17 protein-coding genes are annotated in these 19,715 nt (G+C 54.5%); 14 read left to right on the top strand and 3 right to left on the bottom strand.

What is annotated here, in order from left to right; all coding sequences use genetic code 11:
- Position 1: 1 nt before the first annotated feature.
- A complete protein-coding gene (locus QQ91_RS07180) occupies positions 2–1,762 on the bottom strand; it encodes a cytochrome c biogenesis ResB family protein (protein WP_166274461.1) in 1,761 nt (586 codons plus the stop codon).
- A gap of 649 nt (positions 1,763–2,411) precedes the next feature.
- On the opposite strand from QQ91_RS07180, the gene QQ91_RS07175 reads away from it, so the two are divergent.
- The 8 genes from QQ91_RS07175 to QQ91_RS07140 all read left to right on the top strand — a co-directional run bounded on the left by QQ91_RS07175 (position 2,412) and on the right by QQ91_RS07140 (position 8,376).
- Positions 2,412–3,473: a globin family protein gene (locus QQ91_RS07175; protein WP_166274459.1), complete on the top strand. Its 1,062-nt coding sequence runs from the start codon at positions 2,412–2,414 to the stop codon at positions 3,471–3,473.
- Between the two features lie 26 nt (positions 3,474–3,499).
- Complete coding sequence (locus QQ91_RS07170) at positions 3,500–4,147, top strand: cytochrome c3 family protein (RefSeq protein WP_236095848.1); 648 nt, start codon at positions 3,500–3,502, stop codon at positions 4,145–4,147.
- Complete coding sequence (locus QQ91_RS07165; protein ID WP_166274457.1) at positions 4,144–4,938, top strand: cytochrome c3 family protein; 795 nt, start codon at positions 4,144–4,146, stop codon at positions 4,936–4,938. The genes QQ91_RS07170 and QQ91_RS07165 overlap by 4 nt, the downstream gene beginning before the upstream one ends.
- A 90-nt stretch (positions 4,939–5,028) precedes the next feature.
- Positions 5,029–5,682 carry a Tll0287-like domain-containing protein gene (locus tag QQ91_RS07160; protein ID WP_201277060.1) on the top strand — a complete coding sequence of 218 codons (654 nt, stop codon included), beginning with the start codon at positions 5,029–5,031 and terminating at the stop codon, positions 5,680–5,682.
- A gap of 155 nt (positions 5,683–5,837) precedes the next feature.
- Entirely contained in the window at positions 5,838–6,542 is a 705-nt protein-coding gene (locus QQ91_RS07155) for a hypothetical protein (RefSeq protein WP_236095847.1), read from the top strand.
- Positions 6,543–6,645: 103 nt separating this feature from the next.
- On the top strand, positions 6,646–7,137 hold the full coding sequence (locus QQ91_RS07150; RefSeq protein ID WP_166274453.1) for a thioredoxin domain-containing protein: 492 nt from the start codon (positions 6,646–6,648) through the stop codon (positions 7,135–7,137).
- Positions 7,138–7,251: 114 nt separating this feature from the next.
- Positions 7,252–7,476, top strand: a complete 225-nt coding sequence (locus tag QQ91_RS07145; RefSeq protein WP_166274451.1) for a hypothetical protein — start codon at positions 7,252–7,254, stop codon at positions 7,474–7,476.
- Positions 7,477–7,497: 21 nt separating this feature from the next.
- The gene (locus QQ91_RS07140) at positions 7,498–8,376 is read left to right on the top strand and encodes a ChaN family lipoprotein (RefSeq protein ID WP_250833283.1); all 879 of its coding nucleotides are present in this window, start codon (positions 7,498–7,500) and stop codon (positions 8,374–8,376) included.
- A 109-nt stretch (positions 8,377–8,485) separates the two neighbouring features.
- On the opposite strand, the gene QQ91_RS07135 is transcribed toward QQ91_RS07140, so the two are convergent.
- Positions 8,486–9,418 carry a pentapeptide repeat-containing protein gene (locus tag QQ91_RS07135; protein ID WP_166274449.1) on the bottom strand — a complete coding sequence of 311 codons (933 nt, stop codon included), beginning with the start codon at positions 9,416–9,418 and terminating at the stop codon, positions 8,486–8,488.
- A gap of 241 nt (positions 9,419–9,659) precedes the next feature.
- Here QQ91_RS07135 and QQ91_RS07130 point away from each other — a divergent pair, with 241 nt between their 5' ends.
- From QQ91_RS07130 to QQ91_RS07105, 6 genes are all read left to right on the top strand, one after another.
- Positions 9,660–10,583, top strand: coding sequence for a pentapeptide repeat-containing protein (locus QQ91_RS07130; protein ID WP_166274447.1), 924 nt, complete (start codon positions 9,660–9,662; stop codon positions 10,581–10,583).
- Positions 10,584–10,875: 292 nt separating this feature from the next.
- Positions 10,876–12,753: a malto-oligosyltrehalose trehalohydrolase gene (gene treZ / locus QQ91_RS07125; RefSeq protein ID WP_201277036.1), complete on the top strand. Its 1,878-nt coding sequence runs from the start codon at positions 10,876–10,878 to the stop codon at positions 12,751–12,753.
- 61 nt (positions 12,754–12,814) lie between these two features.
- Positions 12,815–15,703, top strand: coding sequence for a malto-oligosyltrehalose synthase (treY, locus tag QQ91_RS07120; RefSeq protein WP_166274445.1), 2,889 nt, complete (start codon positions 12,815–12,817; stop codon positions 15,701–15,703).
- A gap of 25 nt (positions 15,704–15,728) precedes the next feature.
- Positions 15,729–17,318, top strand: a complete 1,590-nt coding sequence (locus QQ91_RS07115) for a trehalase family glycosidase (protein ID WP_166274443.1) — start codon at positions 15,729–15,731, stop codon at positions 17,316–17,318.
- A gap of 25 nt (positions 17,319–17,343) precedes the next feature.
- Positions 17,344–17,925 (top strand): DJ-1/PfpI family protein, encoded by a 582-nt coding sequence (locus tag QQ91_RS07110; protein ID WP_166274441.1) that lies wholly within the window; start codon positions 17,344–17,346, stop codon positions 17,923–17,925.
- A gap of 558 nt (positions 17,926–18,483) precedes the next feature.
- Positions 18,484–19,338 (top strand): hypothetical protein, encoded by an 855-nt coding sequence (locus QQ91_RS07105; RefSeq protein WP_166274439.1) that lies wholly within the window; start codon positions 18,484–18,486, stop codon positions 19,336–19,338.
- A gap of 44 nt (positions 19,339–19,382) precedes the next feature.
- On the opposite strand, the gene QQ91_RS07100 is transcribed toward QQ91_RS07105, so the two are convergent.
- The coding region (locus QQ91_RS07100; protein WP_166274437.1) for a transposase at positions 19,383–19,715 on the bottom strand (333 nt) is incomplete at its 5' end.

Raw genomic sequence — 19,715 nt, 5'->3', positions numbered from 1 at the left:
GTCAGGCAGGCGTTGCATCGGGTGCAGGCTGCGGTTCAGACTCTGGGTCTGGGGCAATGGGCTCGGCAGGAGCCGCCCCGATTCCTTTGGCGATCGCCCGTCCATAGAACAGGGTGCCGATTCCCACCACCACCAGTATCGATCCCAGCCAGGTCAGGGCGGTCACCCATCCCGGTTCCCGCTTCACTTGGAGGGTCGATTGACTTAAATCGCCGGGATTCCAGGATGCCTGAGCCAGCTTCCAGCCCTTAAACCAGGTGGGATGGTTCATCCAAATGCGACGCGGATGAGGCGGCGCAGAGACCGACTCCCGCAAGGTCACCTCACTGGTCCACATTGCCACCGAATCGCTGCCCTCATTGCGCTCCACAATAAAGTGATCCAGTTGGACAGAGAAGGGAAGATCCAGTAGTTTTGGACCAAAATACAGAAAGTAAGGGCCCTCAGAACTCTCCAGCTTCAGGGGCTCTCCCCATTGCGCCCAATAGTCCTGGCCTGTGGGCAGGCTAAAATGGATAGCCGGAACCGTGAGAGGGGTCGCCTCGGCCCCAGGGAAGACAGGAAGCACCGCGCGCTGAATCTGCGATCGATCCAGGGTCTCCAGCACAGAAATTTGAAAGTCTGCCCAACCGGGAGCCACAACTTGTCCCGGCGGGAGGGGGCCGGTGGTGAAGCCGTGGGAAGAGTTGGCAGCATAGTAAAGCTGCTGATCAGGGGTGGCAATAATCCGAAAGAAGTCTGAGGCAGGGGCGGTGGGTGGACGGTAGGTCATGGCCAGTTGAATTTCATGGCCAGAGCGGATGGGCGCAAAGTCCGATCGCCCAAAGACATACCAATCTTCCTGCAGCGAGTTCTGGGTGAGATGCACCTGCACAGCGGGATTTAAAAACTGGGGAGAAGCCGTGGTCGGTGTTCCCTGAGCATCCAGGCGAAAGTCGGGCCACACCTGCCTGACCTGAACCTGAACTCCAGAGGACAGCTGCACCCCAGGGTGGAGAAGATCCTCAATCTTGAACGGCTGAGCGTCCGCTCCCAGTTCCAGAAGACCCAGGCCGCCTGAGATTGGGGCTTGGGTCAGTTGCTGTAGTTGCGCTTCATTCTCCGCCTGCCTTAACTCCAGATGTGCCGGGCCAAGATCCATCTGCTCGTAGCCGAGGGGAGCCACAGCTAGCCAGGGATCTAGGGTTTGCCCCAGGCGATCGCTATGCAGTTGCAGATGCACCGCGAGGTTGTCTACCGATCCACCAGGTCGAAAGGAGACCGCCTGTCTTGAATCAGGGCTATAGCCCAACAGGTTGAGCGAACCCACCCGCTGCGGAAACACCGTGCCCTTAGACCTTAGAAAAATATCAGCCTGCTGAGAACGGAGATCCGGACCCACCACCTCTAACCGGTCTCCCTCAACCCGGATCTCCTGGCGGGCCGGGCCATCGGTACGCAGCAGCAGCATGCCTTCCGTACTCAAATGGATCACCGCCGCCGAGCCAGCAATTAAAATAATTAGACCCGTATGGGTCAAGGCAAATCCAATTTTTCTGGCTCCCCGCCAGGGGTATCTTGACCCGGTGGAGAGGCCCAGGTTCACGGCCAGCAGAAATATCAACCCGCCGAACCAAGGGCTCCGGTAGACCCAACGCTGAACGATCGCTGACCCCACCGCTGACTCCAGAACCGTGGCGCTGATTAAAATAACCGCGATCGCCCCCAAGAGAGGAACAGCAAGTTGCACCGATCCTAAAAACCGAACCAGCTTAGATGTCATGACCAGCTTAGGTGTCATTGAGCAATTAGAAAAATCCTTAAAAGACTTGATCCTTAGAATTTCGACTAATCGCCGAATCAGCTGTATCAAATATCACAAAATCATAGATTTTTTATAATTAAAAGATTTCTGAAAGCTGACATTGACATAATTGGTATATTTGAATTTGGAAACATTCAAGAACTGCATAATAACTTCGCAAAAACAGCATCCTTATTTTTATTTTGTAGCTTTAAATACGGAATTAGACGAATTCAGCTCTTATTTTTGGGCTAAATCTTCCTGATTTACAAGCGAGTAAATTAATCTTCAGCTTTATTTTAGAGATTTAGCACGCAGCTCTTAAATCATTGACTGAATAAAGATTATAGCTCTATTAAGTTTGTTCATTTTGAAGCTTGATCTAGAAAAGTGTATTGAAATTGACAGTGAGCATCAATGATTTATTTCTCATAATCAGAGGCAGCTTTAGGTGCATAGATCTTCACGGCTTCAGGATCTTATTTAGCTCAGCAAAACCCATGATTTTAGAAGATTATGGGGCCAGCATCTCAGAATTTTGGCGATATATTGCCAAGATTGAGGATCAATTTTTCGCTGACAGTTTAGGAGGGATTTGAAGCCAGATTCAAGAACAGGAGAGAGGAAAATGACGTCAGACACCAGCGAATCCGCGCAAAAGAAGGCGCTACAGGTGGAGCTTCTAGAGCAGAGTTTTGCCAAGATTACGCCCCAGGCCAGTGACTTTGCGGCCAGCTTTTACGAGAATTTATTTCAGGACTATCCCGAGGCGAAACCCTTATTCGCGACGACCAATCTTCAGGAGCAAAGTAAAAAGCTGCTCAGCTCCCTGGTCTTTGTCGTGGAGAATCTGCGCCAGCCCGAAGCTTTAGTAGAGGTGCTGCAAGGCTTGGGTGCCAGGCACGTCAAGTATGGGGCGCTCCCGGAGCATTACCCCCTAGTGGGGAACACCCTTCTCAAAACCTTTCGGCAATATTTGCAAGCAGATTGGACTCCAGACATCCAGCAGGCCTGGACCGATGCCTACAGCGTCATTACCGAAGTTATGTTAGAGGGGGCTGACTATAGCCATCAAGAGATTGCCCTCGAATCAGCACCGGCGTCGGAGGAAGCCGCGCTCAAGGTCAAGCTATTAACGGAGAGCTTTGCCCTGGTTGCCCCCCAGGCCGATGCCTTTGCCATCCAGTTCTATGAAAATCTATTTACGGATTATCCCGCCGCCAAGCCCTTGTTTGCCAGTACAGATCTACCGGCCCAGCGCAAAAAGCTGATTGCCTCCCTGGTGTACGTGGTGGAAAATCTCAAGAATCCAGAGGCTTTAACCTCCGCACTGAAAGGGCTAGGAGCCCGTCATGTGAAGTATGGCGCCCTTCCCGAGCATTATCCTTTGGTGGGAAATACCCTCCTAAAGACCTTCGCGCAAATGATCGGGCAAAACTGGACCCCTGAGGTTAGGCAAGCTTGGGTTGAGGCCTATGGCGTGATTACCGAGGTCATGCTGGAGGGGGCTGATTATTCCCAGGAATCGGTCGATCTTGGCCCTAGCACGAACGGGCATGTGCCCCCCACGACAGATCCAGAGACTGCTTCGCCGGATTCTGTTTCCCTGCAAGGACCTAATCCCATCCCCATTATTGCCGGACTCGCGGGCACCATGGGCATTCTTGCCTTGCTGCTGGTGCTGCTTTGACCCGCCCTTTGTGGAGGATGCGCTAAATGGTGATGAAACGGGGAGGAACTTTCACCTGGCAATCCCTCTGGAGTCTCAAAGTGGCGATCGCGTTGACTTGTTTGGCAATGGTGCTGTGGGTGGCAATGGCGTTTGCCTTGGACCAAAGGCAAATCTTTCTTCCCGGCGAAACTTCCGTGGGACATCACCTGTTTGAGGGATCTTGCCAGTCTTGCCATGACGGCTTCAAGCCAGTCAGCAATGAAACCTGCACCCGCTGTCACGAAGCAGAACTCCAGGAAGATGTCCATGGGGCGAAGAAATTTCGAGATCCCCGCTGGGCTGGCGAACTGAGCAAGCTAGAGGTGTTGACTTGTACCACCTGCCACAACGAGCATGTGCATATGTTTGGGCGGGGCGTGCACCTTCAGCCCGATCTCTGCATGGCCTGTCACGAAGGGATTATTACTGGAGATTTACAGAGTCACGATGGGTTTGCCGCAGAGGGCTGTTGGACAGCGGGCTGCCATAACTTCCACGATCATCGATCGATCTCCACCGGCTTTTTACGGCAGAACCTGGACCAGCCGCCCATGCTCCCGGTGCAGACTGTTCCCAATCGGGGGATATCCTCCCCCCTGGATCAAGCCCCGGCCCCGGACCTGCGGCAGGAGTTTCTGGGAGGTGGAACATGACTCCCAGGGTCTGGAACAGGCTCATCGCTCTGCTGCTGTGCGGGTTCCTCTGGGGTGGGGTTCCCCAGACCGCCCTCGGAATTGACGCAGCCCAGGTTGATCACGTTACCCAACAGTGGAAGGAGAGTGCCCATGCCCTCAATCAGGTGAATTGCTCTAGCTGCCACCAAACCCAGACGGACCATTCCTTTGTCGCCCAGCCTGGCTACGAAAGTTGTCAATCCTGTCATGAACAGGCTGTTGATACCTTTCTGCTCGGCAAGCACGGGATTCGTCTCCTGGAAGGCCAGAGGCCTTTGACCCCGGCAATGGCCAGACTTCCCATGAAGTCGGTAGCTCTGGATACACCGATGAACTGCAATAGTTGTCATGATGTACATTCAGTTCAAACAACGGTGGCGGCGGTGGATAGCTGTTTAAGCTGTCATGATGACCGTCATTCCCTGAACTATCAGAATTCCAAACATGCAGAGCTGTTTGCCCAGGATCGGCTGCGATCGCGCCCCACTCAGGCATCGGTGAGTTGTGCCACCTGTCATCTTCCCCGACATGAGCAGCAGCAGGGCACAGCCCCAGTCACGCTTGTCAATCATAACAACACCTACACGCTGCTGCCCCGCGATCGCATGGTGAAGGAGGTCTGTATGAACTGCCATGGGGTGGAATACAGCTATAACAGCATTTTTGACGACGCCCTGGTTGAAGCCAACTTCGATCAGCCGCCCACGGCTTCCATGCCCACCTTTGAGTTAGTCCGAAAGCTAGAGCAGCGCCGAACTCAATCGCCCTAGCGTCGTCAATCCCGAGTTCGTCACTACAAACAGTTGCCTACCTCTTAGGCAACACCTCAATTCCCCGCGTAAGGAGTACTTCATATGTCTATGTCTAGGCTTGAACGATGGATGCAAACCCTCAAGACTCGGACCGTTGCCTTTGTGGCCATTCTTCTCTCGGTGTCTGTGACGGTTGTGGCCTGTAGTGGTTCAGGGGGTGGCCCTGCCGCCACGGGGGGAATTGCCCCTGACCTGGTGGCCGACTATATCCATACTGTTATGGCCGCTGACCGCACCGCTTACACGAAACATGTGGTGAACCGATCCAAAACCCTGGAGGGGAAGGCAAAGGCAGACGGGGTTCTCAACATTGAAGCCACAGAAGGCTGGCAGCAAACGGATGGGATACCGCTTCCCGCTCAAATGTTCCGTCTGGGATCGGAAATCGCCAACGAGTCTGGGTTTTTCACCTACAATCTCATTTCACCCTGGTATATCAATGATAACCATGCCCCTAAAAGTGATTTTGAGAAGACCGCCATGGATGCGGTGATTGCCAATGGCGAACCCTACAAGGAATATCAAGAGGTGGGGGGGCAGAAGTACTTCTCAGCCCTTTATCCGGATAAAGCGGTGGCTGAGGCTTGCGTCACTTGCCACAATACCCACCCGGTCCACAAGGAGCGCTACCCAGACAAAGTGTTCACAATGGACGAAGTGATGGGCGGGATTATTATTAATATTCCCTTGGATCAGGCTTAACGGACAGTTTCTCCTCGACCTAGCTGGGAGATCTCACCCTACGTTCACAACCGAGGTCTCCTGCTTTTCTCTTGAGCCTTTTCTGGAGTCTTCTCTGTTCTGCTGATCTGATCTGTTTCGCTTGCCTGCTTGGTTTTGCCCATCAAATTCTGGCTATGCCTGACTCCCTGTCCTCCTTTCATCAGTCCTCTCCAGACTCTCCCCCTAGGGCTTCCTCGCCCTCTGGGGGAGATCTCAAAGCGCGATCGCCTCGGTCTCAGCCGGGCCTTCAGCCCCAATTTAAGGTTCTCATCGCGCTGACCCTGCTAACGGCCCTTCTCCTGCTGCCCTTTGCCCTCAGTCCCCTCTATCTCAATTTTCTACGATCGCGATCGGTTGATCTCCATTTCTGGATGCGCGGAGAACTGTACAAGCAAATCACGGGGTTTAGCTCGCTGTTTTTTGTGCTGTTGGAGCTGGTGCTAACGGCGCGCAAGCGGGGACGGACCTGGCCCATGCGCCTCAAGGTGCCTGGGTCTATCCGCCTCTGGAGAAATGTTCATATCTTCAGCGGTGTGGCCCTGGTGGGCCTGGTCCTCATTCATACCCTGGGATCTACGGGACTGAACTTCAACGCCCTGTTTCTCTGGGTCTTCTTTGGCGTCACGCTGACGGCTCTGATGGGGGTTGTGGCAGAAACGGGCATTCTAGAGTCATCCCGGAGCTACTTTGGGCGGTGGCCAGGGTTGAGTCGACCGCTGACCAAGGGACCCCTGATTCGGGGACTGCGATCGCTCTGGCTCACCAGTCATATTTTCCTGGTGAGTCTGTTTATGGTAATGCTGGTGATTCACATCCTGCTGGCTTATTACTACCAGTGATCCCGTGTTGAGCAGGACAGTGATACATGGGCCAGGAGAGGATGGCAGAGGCGGGGAACCAGACACAGGAAATCTTCCTGGGAAGCTTGAGGAGGGAATGGGGATGGGACGGAGGATCAACCCTCGATTTACGGGGCTGCGGCGCCTTGCCCAGATCCCGCGCGCGCTGTTGCTGATTGTCCTGATGTTAGGCCTGGGACTACCTGCCCCCTCGGCCCTGGCCGGGATCTCGCCGGTGGCTGAACTGATGGCTCAGCAGGCCCTAGTGCAGCAGTCTGTTCCCTATGCTGAGGCAATCGCCAATTCAAGGCCCACCCTAGTGGAGTTCTATGCCGACTGGTGCGGATCCTGTCGCGCCCTGGCTCCGACTCTGCAGTCCCTGCACCAAGCGTTTAGTTCCCAAGTTGATTTTGTTATGCTCAATATTGATGACCCCCAATGGCGTCAGCAAATTCAGCAGTTCCACGCGACTGGGGTTCCGCACTTGGCCCTCCTGGAAGCAGATCACTCGCTGGTTCAGTCCTGGGTCGGAATTGTTCCAGAAGCCATCCTGACCAAGCAGATTCGTCGCCTCATCTCCGCCTCTCCTCCTTGAACTGGGGACTCCCGTTGATCCCCAATGGTTATTGCTCAATGGACGTGGTCCCATGGAAACCCCCTAAACATATTTTGATCTTCTTTTTATCGTCATCTTGGAGAGGTATAGCGAATGCGTTTAACAATACTCAATCGATTTCTCCAGTTCCTGGAGTTGCTAGAGAGAACTGTGGACTTTATCTCCTTTCTCTGGACGCCCGTGGGTCTGGCTGCTCTGTTCTGTCTCATCAGCTATCCACTCCTGCTGGCGGTCCATTGTAGTACTCCCACGGCTGCTATCCTGGGGAGTGTGATGGGTCTGGTCTTCTACGCTATTGTTCAGCAGCCCGATCTCTAAAAAACGTCAAATTCCTGGTTTGTGTTGACCTCCCGTAAACTTCTCGCCCTACTCTACAGTCTCACCCTGGGTCTTTCCCTGGGAGTCCTCGCCTGCCAGCGTCCTCAGGATGCCTCCATGGCGGTGGAAGTGCCGGTACAAACTACCCCGCAGGGCATGCTTGCTGAGCTGCAACAGGCCGACGTGATTTATTTAGGTGAGCGCCATGACAGCACCGCAGACCACGCTGCTCAGCTGGCGATTGTGCAGGCACTCCATCAGCAGAATCCCAACCTGGCGATCGCCATGGAGATGTTTCAGCGCCCCTTTCAGCCCGTGCTGGATCGCTACATTGCCGGCGAGATTAGTGAAGCCGATCTGGTGGCAGGCACGGAATATGAAACCCGCTGGGGCTTTCCCTGGGAACTCTATGCCCCCATTCTGCGCTTTGCCCAGGCCCAAAAGATTCCGGTACTGGCCTTAAATGCTCCGAGGGAGGTGGTCCGGAAGGTCGCCCGGCAGGGCCTGGAGTCGCTTCAGCCTGAGGATTGGACCTACATCCCCCCCCAGGACCAGATTGATACCAGTAACGCAGCCTATCGTCAGTACGTGAGGCAAGCCTTTGGCGGCCATGGCGGCCACGGGACCTTCAACTTTGATCACTTTTTCACCGCTCAGGTCATCTGGGATGAAACCATGGCGGCCAATATCAGCCAGTTCCGGCAGGCCAACCCCGATCACACGGTGGTGGTTTTGGCGGGACAGGGCCATGTGGTGTATGGCTACGGTATTCCCGATCGAGTGGAGCGCCGCCTGGGTCCCCAGCTTCAGCAAAAAATAGTCTTGCTCAATCCTCCCCTGGATGCGGCCAGGCAAGACAAGGCCATCGCTGATGTGATCTGGCAAAGCCCTGATCGCTAGCCCCGCATGGCTAAATCCCAGTCTTGCTCGATCCCAGTCTTGCTCGATCCCAGTCTTTGATTCCCCGCCTCTCGTTCCCCGCCTCTCATCCAAGCGGACCTATCCCAGATTAGCCGTCCCGGCTGACATTGAGAGCCCCCTGGGATCGCAGCCAGCGGCGCTGATCTGCCGTGAGGCCCAGGGCTTGGGTGAACAGGGCTCCGCGAACTTTGCAGTCCACCAGACAAACCTCTCGCAGGTCGGCCCTTTCCAGGTTGGCCAGCCGTAAATCTGCCCCGGCGAAGTTCGCCCCTGTGAAGCGGGCGGCTTCGAGGGTGGCCCCAAACAGCGAGGCCTGAGTCAGGTCTGCATTCACAAAACTAGCATTCCCGCCCTCTATCCAATCGAGCTGGGCTTGTCGAGCGGTCATTCCGGTCAGGTCTGCCTGCTGAAAATTCGCCTTGAACCCGAGAGATTCACTGAGATTGGCACCCATCAAAATTGCCTGCTGGAAGTTGGCGCCTTCAAAATTAGCATTGACTAGGGCAACCCCAGCCAGGGTGGCCTGTTGACATTGGGCGCGGCGCAGATCGGATCCTTGAAAACTGGCCTGACTAAAGTTGGCCTGCCGCAGATCGGCTTGCCAGAGAGAGGCCTCTTTAAAGCGGGCCTGAGGCCCCTGGCAGGCTTGCAGGTTGGCCCTGTCTAGCAGAGCTTGGTTGGCTTGCACCTGGTCCAGAATCGCCCCATAGAAGCGAGCCTCCAGGGCCTGGGCCCGACCGAGTCGGGCCTGCGCTAAATTGGCTTGGGTAAGGTTGGTCTGGTTGAGCTGTGCCAGATCCAAGTTGGCGCGCTCCAGGTCTGCCAGAATGAGGGTTGCGCCTGAAAAATTTGCGCCTCGGCCAGAGACCTGTGCCAGCTTCGCTCCTCGGAGGTAAGCATCGACAAATTGAGCGTGGTTGAGGTGCGTCCCTTGCAAATTAATGGTGCTCAGCTCTGCCCGAGCGAGGGATTGTCCCGCCTGAATATGAGAGAGAACCTCCTGAGGGGTTAGCTGTGCCATTCCATGATCCTGTCAACGGGGTAAATTTAAGGGGGAAAATTCAAAGGGACAAATTCGATCCTAAGCTTCTGTATCTAATTTTACAAATATCTGGCAATGATCGCAGTCCGGCTGGATTCCTGGGGACGATCCAGGTCATTGCCTTTCTGGGGGGTCCAGAGTATGGTTAAGCTCAGGCCTCAACACCGCTGCCCCAACACCGCTGCAAAACCTAGGATGCCTCTATGATGAGGGAGATTGCATGACATTACTGACCCCTGAACAGGTTCTGACGCTGATTCAAACAGGGCGATCGCTCCAGAATGAAGAGTTAAGCTATTTGGCTATCCCCAATGCGGACATTCCTGGAGCTAACTTCGAACGGGCCTATCTCCGTCATGCCAATTTAAGCAACATTCACTGTCCTGGCGGAAACTTCCAAAATGCCACCCTCATTCACGCCAATCTCACCCAGGCAAACTTGCAAGAGGCGCAACTAACGGGCGCAAAGATGAATGTGGCCTTGCTCACCGATGCTCAGCTCCAGGGGGTCTTCGCCAGGGGCACCCGGTTTCATGGAACTCAGCTAGATCGCACCAACTTGAGTCAGGCGCTGCTTCAGCAGAGTGATTTTGGAGAATGCCAGGGCCGCCAGACTTGCTTCAAGGCAGCCAATTTGCAGGGGGCGGATCTCTGTCTTGCCCGGTTTCCCGACTCAGTCTGGGCAGAGGCCATTCTCACTGAGGCCCGCCTGAATGGAACGGAGATGATGGGTGCTGAGTTGACCGCCGCTGTCCTCCAGCGATCGCAGTTTATTGAGGCCAATCTGAGCGGGGCAGACCTCAGCTATGCCGATGCGGTGGCCGCCAGTTTTGATAAGGCCAGCCTGCGTAACGCGCTGTTGTTTAACGCCAGCTTTGATCACAGTTCACTGCAGCAAACTGATCTGCAGGGGGCCAATCTCACCCAGACCTCCTTCTATGGGGCTCAGCTAGAGGGAGCTGATTTGCGGGGGGCGACCCTGGATGGCACCGATTTTCGAGAGGCGGTTCTTGAGCTAGCCAATTTGTCCGGGGTGGATTTTTCCACCTGTCAGGTGGAAGGGGCGGTCTTCTCCGATGTTCAGGGACTCGATGCAAAGCAGCGCAGCCAGCTGTTCCAACGGGGTGCCTTGAACCTAACTTGAAGCTGACTGGACCTAGCTTGCACCGCCCTGGCTCCTCTGGGGTCAGGTTGCGCTGGGGTCAAGGTGGTTTGGGGTCAAGCCGATCGCGGGTTCAACCGGAACAGAGAACAGTCGCAGCCAAGGAGACCGTCAACCCACCAGCGAGGGAGGGAGGCTTTCTGCCCAGCGGAGGATGAGTTCAAACCTTGAGATCTCTATGTTTGTTGGGTAAGTCTTCTATCTCCATCGCAGAACGGGTCCGCTGGATCTTGATCCTGCCGATTTTCTGGGAAACAACGTTGCGGTCCTGATTATGAGCAGCATAGGTATCCAGGTTGGTGCAATTCCCCTGGCCCACAGTCAGTGTCGGTTCACCGTCTGGGCGCCCTTCCTCCAGTCGCTGTCAGTGCAACTTTGGGACCCTAGGGGGCAGGACGTGGATCGCGAGATTCCGCTGCAGCCTCGCCCCCTGGGGTACTGGGAAGCGGTCGTCGACGCTGTGCCGCCGGGAACCCTCTATACGTTCCGGTTGAACCAAGACTTAGTCCGCCCGGATCCTGCGGCGCGCTACCAGCCCGAAGGAGTCCATGGGCGATCGCAGGTCATTGACCACCGCACTTACCCCTGGCAAGATCACGCCTGGCCCAATATTCCCCTGGAGTCCTACATTTGCTACGAGCTGCATGTGGGCACCTTTACGCCCGAAGGAACCTTCGAGGCCATTATTCCCCGGCTAGCGGATCTGGCGGACCTTGGCATTAATGCCCTGGAGATCATGCCGGTGAGTCAGTTTCCTGGAGATGAAAAAGCCCAGGGTCCTCAAGCCTACCGTAACTGGGGCTACGACGGCGTCTATCCCTACGCCGTTCAAAACTCCTACGGGGGCGTTGAGGGACTCAAGCGCTTGGTGGATGCCTGTCATCGGCAAGGCATTGCCGTCATTTTGGATGTGGTCTATAACCACTTTGGCCCGGAGGGAAACTACATGGCCGATTTTGCTCCCTATTTTACAGAACGGTACAAAACACCTTGGGGGGGAGCCATCAACTTTGACGATGCCTATAGCAACGGAGTGCATCAATATTTTCTTGAAAACGCCCTATATTGGCTGCGTGAGTTTCATATTGATGCCCTGCGACTGGACGCCATCCATGCAATCTACGACTTCGGTGCCCAGCCCTTTCTGGCCCGCGTTGCTGCAGCGGTGGAGACCTTTGCCCAGTCCCAGGGACGTCCCTACTATCTCATTGCCGAAAGCGACCTCAACGATAGCAAGGTGCTGCGACCTCGGACTCAGGGGGGCTTCCAGATGGATGCCCAGTGGTGCGATGATTTTCATCACTGCGTACACACCTTACTCACGGGCGAGACGCAGGGCTATTATCAGGACTTTGGCCGCATGGATCAGCTTGCGCAGGCCTGGCAATCGAGCTTTGTCTACAGCGGACAGTATTCCCCAGTACGCAAACGATATCACGGCAACGATGTGAGCGATCGCCCCGCCTCCCAATTTGTTATCTATGCCCAAAATCACGATCAAATCGGCAATCGGATGCTGGGAGAGCGCCTGTCCCACATCGTGAGCTTTGAGGCGCTCAAACTGGCGGCAGCCTCGGTGCTGCTGGCTCCAGGGATTCCCATGCTGTTTATGGGGGAAGAGTACGGTGAGGAGGCTCCCTTTTTCTATTTTGTCAGCCATGCTGACCCCGCCTTAGTCCAGGCCGTGCGCGAGGGGCGCCAGCAGGAATTTGCCGCTTTTCATCGCGCAGGCGAGCCTCCCGATGCCGCCGCCCCAGACACCTTTACTCGGTCCCTGCTGCGATGGGACACTCGCACCCAAGGCCACCATCAGGTTTTGCTGAACTATCATCGTCACCTGATTGGGCTGCGGCGATCGCTGTCCCCCCTGCAAAATTTTGACCGCGATGCCCTGGAGGTCCGCTTTGATGAGGAGCATCGTTGGTTAAGCGTACATCGATTCCACGGCCAGGATGCGGTGCTGCTGGCCATGAACTGGAACTCCACCCCTGTGACCATTCCCCAGGTCTCCAGATTTCCCGGACAGAAGCACCTGGATTCCGCCGATCCAGCTTGGAAAGGCCCTGGTTCTCAACTACCCGAATGTCTAAGTCCTGGGGCCGCCCTCTCGCTGCAACCCCATAGCGTGGGCCTTTATCTCCTACAGCCCTAGATCCCCCCATCGGGGCCATCTCGGTTCCTCCTGTTCTATTTATCCTGCTTCTGTGTGTGCTATGCGAGTTCCCACCGCCACCTACCGTATCCAATTCCGTCCCGACTTTAAGTTCAGCGATGCCGAAGCGATTGTTCCTTACCTGGCCCAGCTTGGGATTTCCGACCTCTATGCTTCGCCCATTTTCAAGGCCCGGCAGGGTAGTACCCACGGCTATGATATCGTTGATCCTCAAAGGCTGAATCCGGAACTAGCGGACGGTACAGAGGAGGCTGCCCAAGCGGCCTTTGAGCAATTAAACCAGTCCCTGAAATCCCACGGGTTAGGGTGGCTTCAGGATATTGTTCCCAATCACATGGCCTACGACAGCGACAATGCGTTCTTGATGGATGTGCTGGAATATGGCCCGAATTCTGACTACTACCAGTTTTTTGATATTCAGTGGGAGCATCCCTATACAGATATTCAAGGGAAGGTCCTCGCTCCCCTGCTGGGGGATTTCTACGGGCGCTGTTTAGAGAGGGGGGATCTACAGCTCCGGTATGATGCCTCAGGACTGAGCATTATCTACTATGATCTACGATTGCCGCTGCGGATTGAATCCTATACGCAGATCATCACCCATGATCTAGATCGGATCCAGCAAACTCTGGGGCGAGAACACCCCGACTTTATTAAGCTACTGGGGATTCTCTATCTGCTCAACAGCGCCATCGCGGAAACTTGCGGTCAACAGTATCGAGACCAAGTGGCCTTTGTGAAGGGAATTCTCTGGGATCTGTACCAGTCTAACCAGGATATTCAGACCTTTATAGACCAAAATCTTGCTCAGTTTAATGGGCGATCGCCCCAGACAATGCGGGAGACAGCGTCTGACGGTTTTGAATCTCCTGATCCTGATGCTTCGAGTCCCCTTGAATCTCCCAATCCCGACCCTGATGCTAAGGCTGACTTTGACCTGCTCCACCAGATGCTCTCTAACCAGTTCTTTCGCCTCTCCTATTGGAAGGTGGGCGCAGAAGAGCTGAACTACCGCCGCTTCTTTACCGTCAATGAGCTGATCTGCGTCAGTATTGAGGATCCGCAGGTCTTTGCACAAACGCACCGCTTCATTCAATCCCTGGTGGATCAAGGAGCGGTGACGGGAGTGCGCATTGACCACATTGATGGACTCTATAATCCACAGCAATATCTAGATCGACTGCGGCAGCATCTGGGGAATCTCTATATTACCGTTGAAAAAATTCTAGAGCCGGGTGAAACCTTACCCGAAAGCTGGCCGGTGCAGGGCACCTCGGGCTATGAGTTTCTCAATCAGGTCAACGGCATCTTTTGTCGCAGCGATCATGCTGCTGCCTTCAGCCAAATCTATCAGACCTTCACCGGTCAAACCCAATCCTACGAAACCCTGGCAGTGCAGTGTAAGCGGCTGATTGCGGACAAAAATCTGGCCGGTGATATCGAGAACCTGGCCAACCAGCTCAAGCGAATTGCCAGCCGCTATCGCTATGCCAGTGACTTTACGCTGATTGGATTACGGCGTGCCATTGTAGAAGTGCTGGTGCTATTTCCCATCTACCGAACCTATATTACGGGCGACGGCCTTAATGAACGTAACCGTACCTATATTCTGCGCGTGATCCAAGCTGCCAAGCGACGCGTGCCCAACTATACCAACGAGCTCGACTTTATTGGCAAGCTGATGCTACTGGAGCACGAGGATTGGCTGACGGCGGCAGAACAAGCAGAGTGGGTGAATTTTGTCATGCGGATGCAGCAGTTCTCCGGCCCGCTCATGGCCAAGGGCATTGAGGACACGCTGCTCTACATCTATCATCGGTTTCTATCCCTCAATGAAGTGGGCGGATCTCCAGACCACTTCGGCGTTACCCTGCCTGAATTTCATGCCTTTAATCAGCATCAAGTGGCCTACTGGCCCTATTCTATGAACGCCACCTCCACCCATGACACCAAGCGCAGCGAAGATGTGCGCGCGCGGTTAAACGTCCTCTCGGAACTACCCGAGGAGTGGAAACGGGAAGTCTTGGACTGGCAGGTCATGAACCAGCCCCACAAGCAGGGCACGATTCCCGATGCCAACGATGAATATTTTCTCTACCAGACCTTGGTGGGAGTTTGGCCCTTTGAACCTTTCGATCTAGAGACCCTGGTGCAGCGCCTGAGGGATTACGTGATTAAGGCGGTTCGCGAGGCTAAGGTGCATACCGCCTGGCTGCGCCCCGACACGGACTATGAAGAGGGGTTTTTAGCGTTTATCGATCGTCTCCTCGATCCCAGAGATGACAACCTATTTTTTAAGCGACTGCGCGAGTTTCAAGGAAAAATCGCCTTTTATGGCATGCAAAACTCGCTCTCTCAGCTATTAATTAAGCTGACTGCTCCTGGCGTTCCCGACATCTATCAAGGCACCGAGATGTGGGATCTTAGCCTGGTGGATCCTGACAACCGCCGTCCGGTGGACTATCATCACCGTCGTCACGAACTCCAGGAGTTACAGCGGTGGGCGGATCGCGATCGCCCAGCCCTGTTAGACAATTTGATCCACTATCCTGAAGATGGTCGTATCAAGCTGTTTTTGATGGCCACGGCATTAGCGGCGCGCTCCCAGTTTCTGAATGTGTTTCAAGATGGCGACTATCTGCCAATCAAGGTGGTTGGGGATCACGCCGATCAAATCATTGCCTTTGTGCGCCGTGATGGAACCCAGCAGGCCATGACGGTAGTGCCGCGCTTTTTGACGCAAATCGTGCCACCCGGCACCTTCCCACTGGGGGAAGCCGTTTGGGGGAACACAATCCTGGAGATGCCGGAGCCTTATCCGGCCCAGTGGCAAGATGTGTTTAGCCAGCAATCGATCTCTGGAGGGGCAACCCTTCCGGTGGGGCAACTCCTCAACCAGTTTCCCGTGGCTCTCTGGGTCACCGCCTAAGTTCCCTACTTCCAAGCCCTGACCTGTGACTTCTCCCCCTCCCTTCCCCTTACCAACCCCTGACCAAATTAATCATCTGCGAGCCTATATTCAGGATACCTGGCGGGTGCTCACCCGCAGCCAAGTCCATCTGCTGGCCGCAGCTCAAGATCCCAAGGTGGAGTATCATCCACAAAGGCCCTGGATAATCTACATCTCCCAGCGAGAAAATTTTCAGCAGGTTCAGGCAAGTTTAGCCCAAAGTTTGACGGCGGCCGAACTGAGTCAGATTGATCTCAAGATTCTGCCCGCAGAAATCGATAATCTGCAGGAACACGGCTTGCTCTATCTCCCCCAGGAGTACGTGGTGCCTGGAGGGCGCTTTAATGAACTCTATGGTTGGGATAGCTACTTTATTGTGTTAGGGCTGCTTCGAGATGGGGAATACGCCCTAGCTCACAGCATGGTGGCACTTTTGATCTACGAGATAGAGCATTACGGGACCGTCCTCAACGGCAATCGCACCTACATGCTCAACCGATCCCATCCCCCCCTGCTCACGCCCATGATTCGGGCCGTCTTTCGGGCCAGGCCCGATCTGGAATGGCTGCACTCCTTGCTGCCCGCCGTGGAGCGCTACTATTCCTATTGGACCGTCCCCCCGCACCTCAATCCTGCCACGGGGCTTTCCCATTACCATGCCCTGGGTCATGGCCCTGCTCCTGAGGTCTTAGCCTCAGAAAAAGATGATCAGGGGCAAACTCACTATGATCGCGTCCGGGCCTATTACCAACAGCACCCCGTCACCGCTTACGATGTGCGGCTTTACTACGATGCGGAGGCAGACAAGCTCACGGATCTGTTCTATCAGGGCGATCGATCCATGCGCGAGTCGGGGTTCGATATCAGCGATCGCTTTGGGCCGTTTAGCGTGGACATTATTCACTATGCACCGGTTTGCCTGAATTCGCTGCTCTATCAAATGGAGCAAGATATCGCCTGGATGCATCGCCAGGTTAAGCATCTCGATCAGGTGGCCTATTGGGAGGATCAAGGATCCCGGCGTCAGCATTTAGTGAATCAGTTTCTTTGGGATGAAGCGGCGGGCCAGTACTTTGACTACAATTTCCGCAGCGGTCATCGCCGCCCCTACAAGTTTGCCACGACCTTTATGCCCCTGTGGGCTGGATTAGCTTCCCAAGCGCAGGCGCAGCGGGTGGCTCAAAACCTGGTCCACTTTGAAGCCCCCGGCGGATTACTCACCAGTACCCACGTTTCCGGGAATCAATGGGATGCGCCCTTTGGCTGGGCTCCCCTCCAGTTTTTTGCCGTACAGGGCCTTACGCGCTATGGCTACCACCCGGAGGCCCACCGCCTAGCGGCTAAGTTTGTGCATCTGGTCAGCGCAGAATTTGGACGCACGGGCAATATTTTTGAAAAATACGATGTGGAGCGCTGCTCCGCCCAGGTTTCCGACGAAATTCTCTTTGGCTACAGCTCCAACGAAATTGGGTTTGGCTGGACCAATGGCGTTATTCTAGAGTTCCTGGCCCTGCTGGGACTTTTTGAAGCCAAGGATCCTGATCCGGTTGCCCTTCAACGGCATCAAGGGGGATCCGAAACCAAGGACCAGTGAACCCATCGTTGAAAGGAGCAGTGCAATGGGAGCCCAAAAAATTCTTATGCTGGTGGGCGACTACGTGGAAGACTATGAGGTGATGGTGCCATTTCAGGCGCTGATCATGGTTGGCCACACGGTTCATGCCGTTTGCCCCGAGAAGCAAGCGGGCGACCAGATCCGCACTGCGGTGCACGACTTTGAGGGGGACCAAACCTACAGCGAAAAACCCGGCCATAACTTTGAACTCAACGCCACCTTTGCTGAGGTGCGGGCCGAAGACTATGATGCACTGGTGATTCCAGGCGGTCGGGCTCCGGAATATATTCGCCTAAACTCAAGGGTGCTGGAGATGGTCCGACACTTTGCCCAGGCCCAAAAGCCCATGGCCGTCATCTGTCATGGTGCCCAGGTGTTGACCGCAGCTGGAGTCCTAGAGGGAAAAGCTTGCTCGGCTTACCCAGCCCTGGCTCCAGATGTTACCCGATCTGGGGGTCAGTATATGGAGATTCCGATGAACCAAGCCCACGTGGACGGCAACCTGGTCACGGCCCCGGCTTGGCCTGCCCATCCTGACTGGTTGGCCAAGTTTCTGGCTGTGCTGGGGACAAAAATTACGCTTTGAGATTGGGGTGCCTCGAACCATGGGTTTGGCAACCCTGGAGCAGGGGCAATGACCCCTGTGCGGTCTGAGGTTTTCAGATAGCAAGCAAGGGCGATGATCGCCCTAACAAACCCTACCTGAGAGATTTCGCCAGTAACAGGCTTCCTGGCCATCGCCGCAATCCAGTGAGCCAGGGACCCAATCCAAAGGAGAAGAAGGCGATCGCTTCCCAACTAAATGTGGAAACGATACTATAAGTGGAAACGAGGCCCAAAAGACAATACTAATCAGCAACGTTGCGATCTGATCAAGGGTGGATATTTGGGCGATCGGGCTGGGCCTTATCTCCTAGATAAGGGTTGTTCGCTTGAGTGAGGCTTGAGTGAAGCTTGAGTGATAAGTGTCACTGGAAACTCTCGGGATGAATCACCCGCAATGCACAGTGGCGATCCGATAATGGACTACACCGACCTAGGTTGAGTTAGCCCCATTTCGGTTCTACAACAACACTTCGTTCAATCATTGGATAGCGCTCGATATCCCCACGAAGCGATCCACCGAACGTATCAGGAGATAAACATGAATATCTTTTTTAAGCGGGCCTCTTGGTCTCTATTGGCGACGGCACTTTTGCCGCTGTGGTGCAGTAGCGCTTTTGCTAGTGGCGCATGGATCGCACGCCATGGCATGACGGCTTCGTCGTATCAAAATAACTTTAATACCATCGTGGGTAACGGCTACCGTTTGACAGATGTGAGTGGCTATACCGTGAATGGTCAGCCAAGATTTGCTGCGCTTTGGAATCAGTCCTCCAGCGCCCAATCGCCCTGGGTTGCGCATCACAATATGACGTCAGCTCAATATCAGCAAAAATTTGATCAGTATGTCAGTCAGGGTTATCAGTTAATTGATGTCAGTGGGTATGAGGTGAATGGGACAGATCGCTATGCCGCTTTTTGGCAGAAACGAGATCCTAATACGGTTTGGCAAGCACGCCATGGGATGAGCGCGGCTCAATATCAGCAAACCTTTAACCAGCTAGTCGGTCAAGGATATCGCTTAGTGCACATCAATGGATATTCTATTGGCGGTAACTCCAGATTTGCTGCCATTTGGATTAAGGGGGGAGGGACGCCCTGGCAAGCGCGCCATGGGATGAGTGCGGCTCAATACCAACAAACGTTCAATCAACTCGTTTCTCAAGGGTATCGCCTCACAGATGTCACGGGTTATGAGGAAAACGGTCAAGCCAGATATGCCGCAATCTGGATTAAATCAGGTAGTTTTCCCTGGCAAGCGCGCCATGGGATGAGTGCAGCTCAATATCAGCAAACCTTTGATCAGCTGGTGGGACAGGGGTATCGCTTAACGCATGTGGATGGGTACACCGTCAATGGCCAGGATAGGTATGCTGCCATCTGGTGGAAGATTTAAGGATCTCCCGGAATTCCCGTGGTACCCCCTAAATGTGGTGGTTGCTAGGTAAAGCCGAACTTCTCATATCCATCGAGGTCGAGTGAGAGTCGTTGGAACATTGTTTCCACATCAAAGATGCCGTAGCACCGCCGTTTGAGAACCTTCACTCGATTATTAAAGCCCTCCACAAAGCCGCTGGACCATCCTTCTAAAAAGTAATTGGTGATGAAGTCTAACCACGTGTCCACCGTCCTCATGAAACTCTCAAATTCATCCAGGTCGCTATTGCGCACCCGTTTGCACCAAGCTCGGATGGCACATTTGGCCCCCCTTTTCGTGTAATTACGCTCAAAAATCTGGGTTAACTCCTCACGCAGGGTATACGCTTGCTTGAG

This window comes from Lyngbya confervoides BDU141951, from assembly GCF_000817775.3.
Lineage (GTDB): Bacteria > Cyanobacteriota > Cyanobacteriia > Thermosynechococcales > Thermosynechococcaceae > Lyngbya > Lyngbya confervoides.
The sequence above is the reverse complement of the archived record's forward strand: the minus strand, read 5'-3'. Positions and strand labels throughout refer to the sequence as shown.

Bases quoted from the DNA above. Each gene is read 5' to 3' on its own strand.
- QQ91_RS07180 (WP_166274461.1), bottom strand. From the start codon at position 1,762: ATGACATCTAAGCTGGTTCGGTTTTTAGGATCGGTGCAACTTGCTGTT.
- QQ91_RS07130 (WP_166274447.1), top strand. From the start codon at position 9,660: ATGACATTACTGACCCCTGAACAGGTTCTGACGCTGATTCAAACAGGG.
- QQ91_RS07150 (WP_166274453.1), top strand. From the start codon at position 6,646: ATGGGACGGAGGATCAACCCTCGATTTACGGGGCTGCGGCGCCTTGCC.
- QQ91_RS07175 (WP_166274459.1), top strand. From the start codon at position 2,412: ATGACGTCAGACACCAGCGAATCCGCGCAAAAGAAGGCGCTACAGGTG.
- QQ91_RS07160 (WP_201277060.1), top strand. From the start codon at position 5,029: ATGTCTAGGCTTGAACGATGGATGCAAACCCTCAAGACTCGGACCGTT.
- treZ (WP_201277036.1), top strand. From the start codon at position 10,876: ATGAGCAGCATAGGTATCCAGGTTGGTGCAATTCCCCTGGCCCACAGT.
- QQ91_RS07145 (WP_166274451.1), top strand. From the start codon at position 7,252: ATGCGTTTAACAATACTCAATCGATTTCTCCAGTTCCTGGAGTTGCTA.
- QQ91_RS07105 (WP_166274439.1), top strand. From the start codon at position 18,484: ATGAATATCTTTTTTAAGCGGGCCTCTTGGTCTCTATTGGCGACGGCA.
- QQ91_RS07135 (WP_166274449.1), bottom strand. From the start codon at position 9,418: ATGGCACAGCTAACCCCTCAGGAGGTTCTCTCTCATATTCAGGCGGGA.
- QQ91_RS07170 (WP_236095848.1), top strand. From the start codon at position 3,500: ATGGTGATGAAACGGGGAGGAACTTTCACCTGGCAATCCCTCTGGAGT.
- treY (WP_166274445.1), top strand. From the start codon at position 12,815: ATGCGAGTTCCCACCGCCACCTACCGTATCCAATTCCGTCCCGACTTT.
- QQ91_RS07165 (WP_166274457.1), top strand. From the start codon at position 4,144: ATGACTCCCAGGGTCTGGAACAGGCTCATCGCTCTGCTGCTGTGCGGG.
- QQ91_RS07155 (WP_236095847.1), top strand. From the start codon at position 5,838: ATGCCTGACTCCCTGTCCTCCTTTCATCAGTCCTCTCCAGACTCTCCC.
- QQ91_RS07110 (WP_166274441.1), top strand. From the start codon at position 17,344: ATGGGAGCCCAAAAAATTCTTATGCTGGTGGGCGACTACGTGGAAGAC.